This is a genomic window from Burkholderia sp. Ap-955 (genome assembly GCF_011753045.1).
Classification (GTDB): Bacteria; Pseudomonadota; Gammaproteobacteria; order Burkholderiales; family Burkholderiaceae; genus Burkholderia; species Burkholderia lata_D.
The window spans coordinates 54,494-68,416 of sequence record NZ_VWWH01000031.1; the positions used below are offsets into that span (position 1 = coordinate 54,494).

The window sequence follows — 13,923 nt, forward strand, 5'->3', positions numbered from 1 at the left end:
GGCGGCATCACGCCCGCCGGACGACTCAAGACGAGATCCATTCATGCGATTGATCATTGCGGCGCTGTTGAGCGCGGCGGCCCTCGTGCCGTCGCTCGCGCCTGCGCAAACCCCGTTGCCCGATCCGGCGGACGCCGCCGCGGCGGTGCCGGATAACACCGTGACGTCCGCATTCGACGGCTACCGGCCGTATCGGGACGACGAAGGCCCGGGCTGGAAACAACTGAACCGCGACGTGATGGAACGGCCCGCGAAGGGCCGTGCGACGCGCGGCGCGGCCGGAAGCGGCGCCGCGCATTCGAAGCACGGAGGCGCCGCGCGATGACGATGCTTGCAATATCGCCGAGGATCGGTGCAGCGGCGGCCGTGCTGGCCTTCCTCGCGGGCTGCACGACGTTTTCGAAGGACGGTGGCTTCGACGCGGTGTCGTCCGCTGCGTCCGCGCGCATCGGGAAAGACGCGGTCGTGGTCAGGACCGACGCCGATCGCGAAGCCGTCGACAAGCGCACGAAGGAACTGCTTGCGAAGCCGCTGTCGATGGACGACGCGGTGCAGGTCGCGCTGCTGAACAACCGCGGGCTGCAGGCTTCGTATGCGGAGCTCGGGCTGTCGGAAGCCGATCTCGTCCAGGCCGGCCGGCTGCCGAACCCGCGCTTCGCGTTCAGCCGCACCCGTGCCGGCGACGGCGAGCTGACGCTCGGGCGCACGTTCTCGGCGAACGTGTTCGCGCTGCTGACGATGCCGCTCGCGACGAACATCGAACGCCGCCGCTTCGAGCAAACCAAGCTCGAAACGGCCGACGCGATGCTGAAGGTCGCAGCCGACGCACGTCGCGCGTACGTCGAGGCCGTCGCTGCCGAGCAGGCCGCGAACTATGCGCAGCAGGTGCGCGATGCCGGGAGCGCAGCTGCCGAACTCGCGCTGCGGATGCGGCAGGCCGGCAACTTCAGCCGCCTCGATTACGCGCGCGAGCAGGCGTTCCATGCCGATGCGGTTGCGCAGCACGCGAAGGCGCGCCAGCAGGCCGTGGCCGCGCGCGAGAAGCTCACGCGTGCGATGGGCCTGTGGGGCGAACGCACGCGATACGCGCTGCCCGAGCGCTTGCCCGACCTGCCGAACGCGCGACCGAACCTGCCCGATCTCGAGCGGTTCGCGATGAGCAACCGCTTCGACATCCAGGCCGCGAAGCTGCAGACGCAGGGCGTCGCGTCGTCGCTCGGCCTGAGCAAGGCGACGCGCTTCGTCAATGCGGTCGACCTCGGTTACGTGAACAACTACGAGACCGGCAAGGGTCACGAGCACGGCTACGAGATCAGCGTCGAGATCCCGCTGTTCGACTGGGGCGGCGCGAAGGTCGCGCGGGCCGAGGCCGTCTACATGCAGTCGGCGAACCGGCTCGCGAAGACGGCCATCGATGCGCGTTCCGAAGTGCGCGAGTCGTATGCGGCGTACGTGACGAGCTACGACGTCGCGACCCACTATCGCGACGAAGTCGTGCCGCTGCGCAAGACGATCTCCGATGAGCTGCTGCTCCGCTACAACGGGATGCTCGCGAGCGTGTTCGAGCTGCTCGCCGATGCGCGCGAACAAGTCGGCGCGGTCAACGGCTACATCGATGCACTGAAGGACTACTGGCTCGCCGAAACCGATCTGCAGATGGCCGTCGGAGGGCGGCTGCCGTCCGACGGTGCCACGCCGCGCGCGACGCCATCCACCCAACCCGAAGCCACTTCAAACGCCGACGCTGCGCCGCAGCCGGCATCCACCCCCGCGGCGCAACCGGCGCCCGCGACGCAACCGCATCCGGAAGGTCATTGACATGGTGTCCCGTCGACAATTTCTCAGCGGCTCGGGTGCCGCGCTGCTAGGCGCCGCGATGGTCAGCAAGGCCGGCGCCGCGTCGCTGCCCGAAGCGCCCACGATGGCGAAAACGGCTACGCAACCGCCGCTCGTGCCGCCGAACGGCCGCCCCTACACGCCCGTCGCGACGCTGAACGGCTGGACGCTGCCGTGGCGGATGAAGAACGGCTGGAAGGAATTCCACCTGACGGCCGAGCCCGTCGTGCGCGAGATGGCGCCCGGCATGAACGCGAACCTGTGGGGCTACAACGGCCAGTCGCCGGGCCCGACGATCGAGGCCGTCGAAGGCGACAAGGTGCGCATCTTCGTGACCAACCGGCTGCCCGAGCACACGACGATCCACTGGCACGGGCTGCGGCTGCCGAACGGGATGGACGGCGTCGGCGGCCTCACGCAGCCGCATATCCCGCCCGGCAAGACCTTCGTCTACGAGTTCCAGCTGGAGGCGCACGGCACGTTCATGTATCACCCGCATGCCGACGAGATGGTGCAGATGGCGATGGGGATGATGGGCATGTTCATCGTGCATCCGAAGGATCGCGGCACGATGCCGGTCGATCGCGATTTCGTGTTCCTGCTCGCCGCGTACGACATCGATCCGGGCAGCTACACGCCGCGCGTGAACGAGATGACCGACTTCAACATGTGGACCTTCAACTCGCGTGTGTTCCCGGGCATCGATCCGCTGCCGGTGCGCGCGGGCGACCGCGTGCGGATTCGTTTCGGCAACCTGACGATGACGAACCATCCGATCCATCTGCACGGCTACAGCTTCGAAGTCGCGGGCACCGACGGCGGCTGGATTCCGCCGGCCGCGCGCTGGCCGGAAGTGACGGCCGATGTCGCGGTGGGCCAGATGCGCGCGATCGAGTTCACCGCCGATCGTCCGGGCGACTGGGCGTTCCATTGCCACAAGTCGCATCACACGATGAATGCGATGGGCCACCAGGTGCCGAACCTGATCGGCGTGCCGCAGAAGGATCTCGCGAAACGCATCGGCAAGCTCGTGCCCGACTACATGGCGATGGGCAGCACGGGCGGCGCGATGGGCGGCATGGAGATGCCGCTGCCCGACAACACGCTGCCGATGATGACGGGCACGGGCCCGTTCGGGCCGCTGGAGATGGGCGGCATGTTCACGGTCTGCAAGGTGCGGCAGGGGCTCGGCCGTAACGACTATCGCGATCCGGGCTGGTTCAAACATCCGAAGGGCACCGTCGCATACGAGTACACCGGCGAACTGCCGGACGGCTGAGCAGCAGCATGCGGCGGCTGCGTGCATGCGGCCGCCGGTTTCGTTTCATTCACTGGGAGTCGACACGATGAAGAAGGGACTTATTTTGATGGCAGCGGGTTGCGCATTGGTGTTTTCCGCGGCGTCGTACGCGGCCGGCGACTTGGCCGGCATGGACATGAGCGGCGGCGCGAAGCAGGCAGCCGCGGCGAAGCAGGACATGTCGCACGGCGAAATCCGCAAGGTCGACACGGCCGCCGGCAAGCTGACGATCAAGCACGGCCCGCTGGACAACCTCGGGATGGACGCGATGACGATGGTGTTCAAGGTGAAGGACCCGGCGATGCTGTCGCAGGTGAAAGCGGGCGACAAGATCGACTTCGTCGCGGAAGACGTGGACGGTGCGCTGACCGTCGTCGAACTGAAGAAGCCGTGACGCGGAGCGTGCACATGAAGATCACGAACCTCACGCGGCTGGCCGCGATCGTCGCGACCGGTGCGATGCTCGCCGCCGCCCCGGTTGCGGCATCCGCGCACGGCAAGCTGGAAAGCGCCGCACCGGCGACGGGCAGCACGGTCGACACCGCGCCCGACATGTTGCGGCTCACGTTCAACGAAGACCTCGAACCGGCGTTCAGCTCGGTGAAGGTGTCGGACGCGAACGGCAATGCCGTCACGCAGGACAAAGCGAAGGTCGATGCAGCGAACCCGCGCGTGATGACGCTCGCGATGCCGAAGCTCGCGCCCGGCGCGTACACGGTGCAGTGGGCGGCGATGACGGCCGACGCGCATCGCACGAAGGGCACCTATACGTTCAGGGTGAAGGGGTGAACGACGGCTTCATCGGTCTCCTGCGGCTCGTGTCGGTGGCGCTCCAGAACGCCGGGTTCGCCGTCGTCGTCGGCGCGCTGCTCGGCCGCCACTGGCTCGCGCGCGGCGCGTCCGCGTGGCAGCACGGCATCGGGCGGCGGCTCGCCGCGACGCTGCGCATCGCGTCCGTCGTATCGCTGGCCGCGAGCATTACCGCGTTCTGGGCGCACTGCGCGCTGATGAGCGAGGTGTCGTTGCTCGAAGCGGGGCCGGCCGTCTGCTCGATGCTCGCGGGCACCGGGTTCGGTCATGCGTGGCTGGCCGGTGCGGTGTTCATGCTCGTCGTTGTGGTGCTGTCGTTCGTCAGGCATGCGAACGACATGCGCTTGCCGTTCGCGATGTGGGCCGCGCTCGCCTGCGTCGCGCTCGCGCGCAGCAATGGCGGGCATCCGGTGGATGCCGGCTTGTTCAGCGTGCCGGTGTGGATCGACTGGCTGCATCTGCTGGCGATCAGCGCGTGGGTCGGGCTCGTGCTCGTGACGGCATTCGGCGTGATGCCGAGGCTTGTCGCGATGCCCGCAAGCGAACGCACGACCGGCGCATCGTTCGTGCAGTCGCTATCCGATGCGTCGACCTACGCATTGATCGTGCTGTTCGCGACCGGTGCGTACAACGGCTGGCGCGGCGTCGATACGCCCGCCAATCTGCTCGCGTCGGCGTACGGGCAGATCCTGCTGTTGAAGCTCGCGCTCGTGTTGATCGCGGCGGCGCTCGGCGGACACAACCGCTTCTTCGGGATGCCAACGTTGCTGGCTGCATTGAAGGATCCGGCCGCCGCGATACCGGTTGGCTCGCTGAAACGGTTCGGCACAGTGTTGCGGATCGAGGCGCTGGTGCTCGGCGGCGTGCTGACGGTCGCGGCCGTGCTCGTGTCGAGCGCGTTGCCGGGCACGGTGTAGCGCGGCGGCGCGGAGCCGCGGCAGCGAAGGCCCGCGGGGGAATCGCCTCGTGCACGGCGGATTTTCATCAGACGATTTCCCCGCTCTTTCAGGCGTAAACGCACGCTCGACGGCGATCGCCGCGTGATAACGACAATTACATCCGCCTGTCTTTCAATTACCAAAAACTGTCATTGAGCGCCGCTAAGCTTTCGCCACCCTCACAACCGGGATTCCCCGTCATGCGCTCGACAATTCGCCTCATTACCCCGCTATTGCTGCTTCCGACGCTCGCCGCGCCGGTTTTCGCCGCCACTGCCGCGCCCGTCAGCCCGAACTGCGGCGGCAGCACGACGCCGATCGCCGATATCCAGGGTCCGGGCGCGCCGTCGCCGCTCGCCGGCCAGAATGTATCGATCGAAGCCGTCGTCACCGCCGATTTCGGCGGCACGGACGGTTTCGGCGGCTTCTTCGTCCAGCAGGCCGACGCGCAGCGCCGCAACCAGCCGGGCGTGTCCGAAGGCCTGTTCGTCTACGCGCCGAAGGTGCGGGCGAAAGCGGGCGACCTCGTGCACGTGACGGGCAAGGTCGAGGAGAAGTACGGCCAGACGCAGCTCACGCAGTCGGGTGCGATCGCGGTGTGCGCGAACAACCAGACCGTCACGCCCGCGACGCTCACGCTGCCGGTCGACAGCACGAATGCGTTCGCCGCGTATGAAGGGATGCTCGTGCGCCTGCCGCAGACGCTGAACGTCACCGACAACTACGAGCTCGGCCGCTACGGCAGCGTGATGCTCAGCAACGGCCGCCTGCGCACGCCGACGAGCGTCGTGCCGCCCGCCCAGGCGCAGACACAGATCGATGCGAACGCACGCAACCGCCTGATCCTCGACGACGGCTCGAACAAGCAGAACCCCGCGACCGTGCCGTACCCGGCGCCGGGCCTGTCGGCCGCGAACACGCTGCGCGCTGGCTACACGGTGCGCGACGTCGAAGGCGTGCTCGAAGTGCGCTACGGCGCATGGCGCGTGCAGCCGCTGCCGGGCGCCGCCGTGCCGGCATTCGACGCGCGCACGAACCCGCGCACCCATGCACCGGCGCGCGATCCGAAATCGAACCTGCGCGTGGCGTCGTTCAACGTGCTGAACTACTTCAACGGCAATGGTCTCGGCGGCGGCTTCGACGATCCGAACAACCGCGGCGCGAAGAACTTCCAGGAATTCCAGCGCCAGGAAGCGAAGATCGTCAGCGCGCTGAAGGCGCTCGACGCCGACGTGATCGGCCTGATGGAAATCCAGAACAACGGCTACGGCGAACTGAGCGCCGTGCGCCAGCTCGCGGCGAAGCTCGGCAACCCGTGGCGCGTCGTCGATCCGGGCGTGTCGCGCCTCGGCGGCGATGCGATCACGGTCGCGATGATCTACGACAGCCGCAAGGTCGAACCGGTCGGCCGCGCGGCGACGCTCGCGATCGACGACAAGAACCGCCAGCCGCTCGCGCAGTCGTTCCGGCTGGTCAACGGCAACAAGCAGTCGCTGACGATCGCGGTCAACCACCTGAAGTCGAAGAACTGCCCGGACGCCGCGAACGACGATCTCGACCAGGGCGACGGCCAGGGCTGCTGGAACCCGACGCGCACGCGCGCGGCGGCGAAGGTGGCCGACTGGCTCGCCGGCAACCCGACGGGCGTCGCAGGCCAGGGCGTGCTGCTGATCGGTGACTTCAACAGCTACACGTACGAAGACCCGATCCGTACGCTCGAATCGCGCGGCTACCGCAACCTCGTCGCGCGCTGGATCGGCGCGAATGCGTACAGCTACGTGTACAACGGCGAAGCCGGCTACCTCGATCACGCGCTCGCGACGCTGCCGCTCGCATCGCACGTAAAGGCCGTGCACGAATGGCACATCAACGCGGACGAGCCGCTCGCGCTGCAGTACACGCTCGCGTACAAGTCGGCCGAGCAGCAGAAGACGTTCTACGCACCGGATGCGTATCGCTCGTCGGATCACGATCCGGTGCTGATCGATATCGCGCTGCCGGGCGGCGGAAAGTAATGGCGGATTGAATGCGGAAGAAGCGCGGCGTGCGTGAGGCTGCATGTCGCGCTTCATCCCGACCGGAAGGGCCGGCAGGAGAAAGGGTAAATAATTCCGCTGATTTTTGAGAATTGGAGAAATCGGTATTTTATGGATGTCGCGGTGCGGATAAGCGTATCGATTGAACAATGGTTGAAGTGACTTGAATCATTGAATGGCGGGCCATGCGTGCCGTCATGCTGAATTAATCGATCCCGGATAATTAAAATGAAAGAGTAATTCCGGTGATTTGAAGGCTTCCGAGGCGCAACGCAAACGCCGGTAAAGGATTGCCGGTTGTGCGACAAAAGCGGCAGATTCGGCGGATTATTGTCGATAGCGCGCGCAATGCGCGAATAATCCCGCTTTCTTTCAATTTCCAGACACTGTCCGCCGTTAGCATCATTGCGGGATTTTTAATATCCGAATGATCTTTGACAACGCGGCGCAGCACCGCCTATTTTTGTGTTGTCGTAAATTTGGGTCATATAAAAGTTGTCCAAACTGCAGGGGGCGTCCGAGCACCATTCTCGCGAGCAGTTTGCTGTGTCTGTATCAAGTTCAGTCTCTTAGAAGTCCAATCCCCAACCGCCGACTGCCGACCGTGCAACGCGAGTGGCGGGTCGGCCTGCGCGTTTCGCAGGCGTTGGCGGCCTTTGTGAAGCGGTATTCGAATCAAAGGACAGAGATGAAACCAGACAGGAGCTGTACCGGCAGCCGCCGTGGCCGTCACGGCCGGTTGACCGGGCTAGGTGCATTGACCGTCATGACACTGGCGCTCGCGGCATGCGGCGGCGACGATTCGTCGTCCGTCGGTGCGTCGAGCCTCGCGCAGGCCACCGCCAGCCAGCAGGCCGGCGCGCAACAGGCGGCCGGCCAGACGCCGGCCAACCAGCCGTACGTCGACCCGGTCGCGTATTCGATGAATGCGACCGACGGCCTGGCCCCCGGGCAAGTGTCCGAGAAAGCCGCCGTCATGCATTACCAGTGGAAAAACGGCGGCACGACCGTCAACTACACGACGACCACCGGCCACCTGACCGCGCAGGACGCGAACGGCAATGCGGAAGCGTCGATGTCGTATGTCGCGTACACCGCGCCGAGCACGAACGGCAAGCCGCGCCCCGTCACGTTCGTCTATAACGGCGGGCCCGGCTCGTCGTCGATCTGGCTGCGGCTCGGCTCGTTCGCGCCGACCCGCGTGGCCACGCCCGATCCGCTGTTCGGCAGCAACTGGCCGAACTATCCGCTCGTCGACAACGCCGAAAGCCTGATCGACACCACCGACCTCGTGTTCATCGACCCGCCCGGCACCGGGCTGTCGGAAGCCGTGTTGCCGAACACCAACCAAAAGTACTGGGGTTCCGACGCGGACGTGAACATCATGCGCGACTTCATCCAGCGCTACCTGAACGTCAACAGCCGCGGCACGTCGCCGATCTACCTGTACGGCGAATCGTACGGCACGCCGCGTACCGACATGCTCGCGCTGGCGCTCGAATCGGCCGGCGTGCACCTGACGGGCATCGTGCTGCAGTCGGCGATCCTGAATTACTTCGCGGATGCGGTGGAAGCCGTCGCGATCACGCAGTCGACGGAGGGGCTGCTGCTCGAAACCGATACCGTGGCCGGCTACCTGCCGGGCTATGCGGCGGTCGCGGCGTACTTCAACCAGGTTTCGCCGGCACCGGTGAACCCGGATCTGTACGCACTGCAGACGGAACTGTTCACGACGCTGATCTACAACCAGCTGCAGAAGTACTCGCAGTCGTGGGTGTTGAGCCAGCTCGGCATTCCGGATGCGCTCGGCACGCCGGTGTTCCCGAGCGATGCGACGCTCAAGCTGTGGTCGATCCCGTCGAGCCTCACGCAACAGGCGCTGCGCGGCTACTTCAACGCGAATCCGTTCGGCACGAGCCTGCTGCCCGGGACGACGATCGGCCGGTATGACGGACGCGTGTCGTTGCCGAATTCCGATCCGCGCCTGCAGAACGACGGCGACCCGTCCGACATCCTGATTTCGCAGCCGTTCACGAACGCGCTCGCGACGCAGATGCCGGATTACCTCGGCTACACCGCACCGAACGCGACGTACCTGCCGCTGAACGACAACATCATCGGCGTCTGGGACTTCACGCACGACGGCCAGCCGATGCCCGACACGATCCCCGATCTGCTCGGTGCGCTGCAGCTCAACCCGAAGCTTCGCGTGCTCGCGGAGAACGGCTTCCACGATCTCGCGACGCCGTTCTTCAACACCGAGAAGCAACTCGCGCGGCTGCAGACGGTGAAGGGCCTGAATCCGAAGCTGCAGGTGAACTTCTTCCAGGGCGGCCACATGACCTACCTGGACGACGTCGCCCGTCCGCAGATGAAGCGCGACCTGAAGACGTTCTACAAGGGTGCGCGGATTCCGACGGCGCTGACGCTGCACATGCTGCCGCCGCCGTGGCCGGATGAAAACCCGCCGAGCGTACCGACCGGCAGCGTCCCGGGCGCAACCGCCGGGACGACGCTGGCAGCGGCCCCGTGAGCGACCCTGAGCGACGGACTCCTTGTCAAAGGAACCCTCTATTCATCCATTGAATGCGAGTGATCATGTCCCTAATCAAATTGATGCGGCGTATGTCTCCGTTGATCGTCCTCGGTGCCGTGATGAGCAGTGCCTACGCGTTGCCGCCACAGGCGGTGGCGCCGGTGAAGCTGCCGCACGGCGGGCGCGGTGTCGACGGTCCGTTCTTTCCTGCCACGAAAGCGGCGCCGGTGTTGCCGTCGACCGGCGCGACGCTGCAGCAGCAGGCGCAGCAGCGTGTCGATGCGCGGCTCGGCGCCAATACGGTGCTGAGCAACGGCGCGGCCGTGACGAAGGCGCAGGCGCAGAGCAGCGGTCTCGGCTTCGTGTCGAAGCACTTCGACGAGATCGATGCGAAGCACACCGGCCGCGTGACGATGAGCGATGTACGGCAGTTCATCCAGCAGCGGCAGGTGCAGGCGCAGCAGGAACAGCAGGACGAGTGACGTAGCAGGCAGGGCGGCGGCCGGTGCGGACGCCTTCGCATCGGCCGCCGGAAGGTGAACGACAGCGTGAACGACAGGCGCTAGAGGGCCTGGCGCGCGTAGCGCTTCGCGGTGGCCGACGGCAGTTCGCCGAACATCGCGCGATAGTCGTGCGCAAAACTGCTCAGGTGCCAGAAGCCCCATTTGGTGGCGGCGGTCGTCACGGAGTCGCCGAGCCGAAGCTCGCGGCGCACGTGATTCAGCCGTACGGCCCGCAAGTAAGCGATCGGGTTCAGGTTCAACGTGTCCTGGAACGCGTATTGCGCGGTGCGCCGGCTGACGCCGAGTTCCACGCACAGCTCGGCGATCGACAGCGGGCAGGTCGATGCATCCTGAAGCCGCTCCCGCACCGCATTGACCAGCGACCAGTACTTCGTCGGGCGCACGATCTGTGCGCCGGCGTCCGGCGTGGCGGCCGTCATCACTTCCGAGATCGCGTACAGCACGGTGCGTTCGAGCAGTTCGATCCTGTCCTGCGTCGTCACGTCGTCGATGCGCGTGGTGTTGACGGCGGCGGCCAGTGTCTGGCGCAGCAGGTCGCGCAGATGGTCTGCCACACCGGTCGCCATCGGGATCACCGGCGCGTGGGTTTGGGCGCGCAGCGACGTGGCCACCGTGCGCAGCGCCTGCGTCGACAGTTTCTCCGGCTCGATTTCGACGTTCACGAGCAGATGGCGGTCGGGCGAATAGAACTCGAATGCCGGCTGGCTCGAGAACACATGCAGGCTGTCGCGCCCGCTCTTCTCGCCGCACAGGCGCGCGTGGCCTTCCAGTTCCAGCGGCACGGCCACGGCGATCCGCTCCGTCGGCACCGCGCCTTGCTGCAGGATGACCTTGTCGAGATCCTCGACCAGCAGCTTGATGCCGCCCAGCGACATGATCGACGACGAGCCGTGAAACCGCCCGCCGGAGATCTGCGTGTAGTTCATGTTCCAGCCGTCGAACGCGCGCGCCTGTTCCGCCACGTCGGTGAACGCGCAGAACGCGACCGTTCGCGCGAACAGCGGGTCGCCGGAGAAATCGCTCGGGTGGGCAGACGGCGTCATCGAGGGCGGAGGGCGGGAACGGGCGGGCCGGATCGATTCATTGTAGCCGCCCGCCGCGCCGGTCAAAAAGCGCCGGACGGGCGTCGCCTCGTCAAAACCCTGACTTTGCCGAAATCCGATAGTGGAAAACCTTTCGGCACCCTATCTTTGGCACCAATACGACGCTGGAGAGACGGTGATGGAACTTCCCCGTGGCGGATTCTGGAGAAACTGGGTCGGCAATCAGTCGTGCGTGGCCGCACACCTGGCCGCGCCGACCAGCGAGGCCGAGATCGCGGCACTGGTGCATGCCGCGACGCGGCAAGGCAAGCACGTGCGGTGCGCGGGGTCGGGGCACTCGTTCACGCCCGTCGTGGCCACCAGCGGCCTGCTGCTGTCGCTGCAGGACTACCAGGGCATCGTGGATGTCGACGAAGCGCGCAAGCGCGTGACCGTGAAGGCCGGCACCAAAATCAATGCGGTGACGCGCCACCTGAAGGAACGCGGCCTGTCGCTCGTCAACCAGGGCGACATCGATTCGCAGGCGATTGCCGGCGCGCTGGCCACCGGCACGCACGGCACGGGGACGACGCTCGGCAACCTGTCGTCGCAGGTCGTCGGGATGCGCATCGTGCGCCCGGACGGCTCGATCATGAAGGTGAGCGACCGGCAGGACCTCGACCTGTTGCATGCGACGCAGGTGAACATCGGGATGTTCGGCGTGGTGTCGGAGATCACGCTGCAGGTGACCGATGCGTTCTGGCTGCATGACCGCGTGTGGCGCGAGGACTTCGACACGCTGATGGAGCAATACGACGACCTGGCCGCGAAGCACCGGCATTTCGGTTTCTTCTGGTGCCCGACGTCGGCCAGCCGCGATCTCTACTGCCTGCCCGATACCACGAAGGTGTCGAACTCGAAGAAGGACTACGACGTGTGCGAGATCAAGGTGATGGATATCACCGACGCGCGCACGTTCCATGAAGGCGAGCACGAGAAGATTGCCTACAGCTCCGAGGTGTACGCGATCCACTACGTGCCGAACTTCCACGAACTCGAGTACGCGGTGCCCGCGCAACACGGCAAGGAAGCGCTGCGCCGGGTGCGCGAGCTGATCCTCACGAAACACCGCGACTGCATTTTCCCGGTCGAGTACCGCTTCACGAAGGGCGACCCGGCGTGGATCAGCCCGTTCAATCACCAGGACAGCGTCACGATCTCATGCTCGGGCGGCCCGAACGGCATCGACTACTGGCCGTTCCTGAAGGACGTCGACACGATCCTGCGCGACTACGGCTCGCGTCCTCACTGGGGCAAGCTGCATTTCACGAACCGCGAGGACGTCGATCGCTGGTTCCCCAAGGCCGAAGCGTTCCGCGCGCTGCGCCGCAGCGTGGACCCCGAGGGCTATTTCCTCAACGATCACCTGCGGACGCTGTTCAGTTGAGCAGACCGAACGAACCAGACTGGAGAAGGAAACATGAATGTCAAGATTGACGGCCGCCTGGCCGGCAAGGTCGCCATCGTGAGCGGCGGCGCCGGCGGCTGCGGCGGCGCGGCGTCCGAACTATTTGCCGCCCAGGGCGCGAAGGTCGCGATCATCGACCGCGACGGCGACGCCGCCGAAACGCTTGCGTCGCGGCTGCGCGACGCGGGCCTGCAGGCGATCGGCCTTGGCGCCGACGTGTCGAAACAGGCCGAAGTCCAGCAGGCCGTGAGCGCCGCGCGGGAGCAGTACGGCAACGCGGACATCCTGTTCAATCACGCCGGCACGCTGATCGTCAAACCGTTCCTCGACATCGAGGAGTCGGAGTGGGATTGGCTGATGGGCGTGAACGTGAAGAGCATGTTCCTGATGACGCAAGCGGTGTTGCCGCAGATGCTGGAGAAGGGGCGAGGCAGCATCGTCTGCACGTCGTCGATTTCCGCGGTGTGCGCGACGCCGGGCGAGGTGCTGTATGACGCGACCAAGGGCGCATGCCACATGTTCGCCCGGGCGATAGCGGTCGAGTATCGCGACCGCGGCATTCGATGCAATGCGCTCGCGCCGGGGTTCATCCGCACGCCGCACGGGATGCGCGAACTGAAGGACCTGCAGGCGATGGGCGTCGACGCGACCGAGGCGGCGATCGCAGTCCAGCAAGGCCGCCTGTGCGAGCCGTCGGAAGTCGCGGCCGCCGCGCTGTTCCTCGCTTCCGACGAGTCGAGTTTCGTCAACGGCACGCACCTGTTCGTCGACAACTGTTTCTCCGCCGTCTGATTACCGGTTTTCGCAAGAAGCGGAAGGGCAGGCGCCAAGCCCGCCCGGCCGGCACGTTCCGTCGAAGGTGTCGCAGCGATGCGACCCTTCGATTTTTTTTGCGTGCGCGGCGCGCGGTGTGTCCTAGCGGAATGTCGGAATCCTTCTAGCTGAACGGAGGCGCGTCTGATGGAATGCGAAGGCCGAAACACCATGCAGCCGGCAAGCCGCGGTCAGTCATTCACTCCCAACTGGTTAATCATCATGTTCAACCGCTCCACCAGCACCGTTGCCAACGTCGATCCGGAACTTTTTGCCGCGATCGAGCAGGAAAACCGCCGCCAGGAAGATCACATCGAGCTGATCGCGTCGGAAAACTACACGAGCCCGGCGGTGATGGCCGCACAGGGTTCGCAACTCACGAACAAGTACGCGGAAGGCTATCCGGGCAAGCGCTACTACGGCGGCTGCGAATACGTCGATGTGGTCGAGCAACTGGCGATCGACCGCGTGAAGCAGCTGTTCGGCGCGGAAGCCGCGAACGTGCAGCCGAACTCGGGTTCGCAGGCGAACCAGGGCGTGTTCTTCGCGATGCTCAAGCCGGGCGACACGATCATGGGCATGAGCCTCGCGCATGGCGGCCACCTGACGCACGGCTCGCCCGTGAACATGTCGGGCAAGT

At 65.8% G+C, this 13,923-nt stretch carries 12 protein-coding genes and 1 pseudogene; 12 read left to right on the forward strand and 1 reads right to left on the reverse strand.

The annotated features are described in order from the left end of the window. Window positions 1-43: 43 nt before the first annotated feature. The 9 genes from F3J15_RS18340 to F3J15_RS18380 all read left to right on the forward strand — a co-directional run bounded on the left by F3J15_RS18340 (window position 44) and on the right by F3J15_RS18380 (window position 9,938). Entirely contained in the window at window positions 44-325 is a 282-nt protein-coding gene (locus F3J15_RS18340; protein WP_166893222.1) for a hypothetical protein, read from the forward strand. Then, window positions 322-1,818, forward strand: coding sequence for a TolC family protein (locus tag F3J15_RS18345; protein WP_166893224.1), 1,497 nt, complete (start codon window positions 322-324; stop codon window positions 1,816-1,818). Before F3J15_RS18340 ends, F3J15_RS18345 begins: the two co-directional genes overlap by 4 nt. A gap of 1 nt (window position 1,819) precedes the next feature. Next, window positions 1,820-3,115 (forward strand): copper oxidase, encoded by a 1,296-nt coding sequence (locus F3J15_RS18350; protein ID WP_166893226.1) that lies wholly within the window; start codon window positions 1,820-1,822, stop codon window positions 3,113-3,115. Between the two features lie 67 nt (window positions 3,116-3,182). After that, window positions 3,183-3,530, forward strand: a complete 348-nt coding sequence (locus F3J15_RS18355) for a copper-binding protein (RefSeq protein ID WP_166893228.1) — start codon at window positions 3,183-3,185, stop codon at window positions 3,528-3,530. A gap of 14 nt (window positions 3,531-3,544) precedes the next feature. Further along, complete coding sequence (copC, locus tag F3J15_RS18360) at window positions 3,545-3,925, forward strand: copper homeostasis periplasmic binding protein CopC (protein ID WP_166893230.1); 381 nt, start codon at window positions 3,545-3,547, stop codon at window positions 3,923-3,925. Continuing rightward, window positions 3,922-4,863, forward strand: a complete 942-nt coding sequence (locus F3J15_RS18365; protein ID WP_166893232.1) for a CopD family protein — start codon at window positions 3,922-3,924, stop codon at window positions 4,861-4,863. Before copC ends, F3J15_RS18365 begins: the two co-directional genes overlap by 4 nt. A 221-nt stretch (window positions 4,864-5,084) precedes the next feature. Further along, complete coding sequence (locus F3J15_RS18370) at window positions 5,085-6,899, forward strand: ExeM/NucH family extracellular endonuclease (protein WP_166893234.1); 1,815 nt, start codon at window positions 5,085-5,087, stop codon at window positions 6,897-6,899. Window positions 6,900-7,608: 709 nt separating this feature from the next. Then, window positions 7,609-9,453: a peptidase S10 gene (locus F3J15_RS18375; RefSeq protein WP_166893236.1), complete on the forward strand. Its 1,845-nt coding sequence runs from the start codon at window positions 7,609-7,611 to the stop codon at window positions 9,451-9,453. A 53-nt stretch (window positions 9,454-9,506) separates the two neighbouring features. Next, window positions 9,507-9,938, forward strand: a complete 432-nt coding sequence (locus F3J15_RS18380) for a 2-oxoglutarate dehydrogenase (protein WP_069250688.1) — start codon at window positions 9,507-9,509, stop codon at window positions 9,936-9,938. Between the two features lie 80 nt (window positions 9,939-10,018). Here F3J15_RS18380 and F3J15_RS18385 read toward each other — a convergent pair whose 3' ends face one another. Next, the gene (locus F3J15_RS18385; RefSeq protein WP_166893238.1) at window positions 10,019-11,023 is read right to left on the reverse strand and encodes a helix-turn-helix domain-containing protein; all 1,005 of its coding nucleotides are present in this window, start codon (window positions 11,021-11,023) and stop codon (window positions 10,019-10,021) included. A gap of 178 nt (window positions 11,024-11,201) precedes the next feature. Between F3J15_RS18385 and F3J15_RS18390 the strand changes: the two genes are divergently transcribed. The 3 genes and pseudogenes from F3J15_RS18390 to glyA form a co-directional block, all read left to right on the forward strand. Next, the gene (locus F3J15_RS18390) at window positions 11,202-12,449 is read left to right on the forward strand and encodes a D-arabinono-1,4-lactone oxidase (RefSeq protein WP_166893240.1); all 1,248 of its coding nucleotides are present in this window, start codon (window positions 11,202-11,204) and stop codon (window positions 12,447-12,449) included. A gap of 33 nt (window positions 12,450-12,482) precedes the next feature. Beyond that, on the forward strand, window positions 12,483-13,262 hold the full coding sequence (locus tag F3J15_RS18395; RefSeq protein ID WP_089453798.1) for an SDR family oxidoreductase: 780 nt from the start codon (window positions 12,483-12,485) through the stop codon (window positions 13,260-13,262). Window positions 13,263-13,505: 243 nt separating this feature from the next. Further along, window positions 13,506-13,923, forward strand: a pseudogene (gene glyA, locus F3J15_RS18400) (serine hydroxymethyltransferase); the annotation flags it as partial.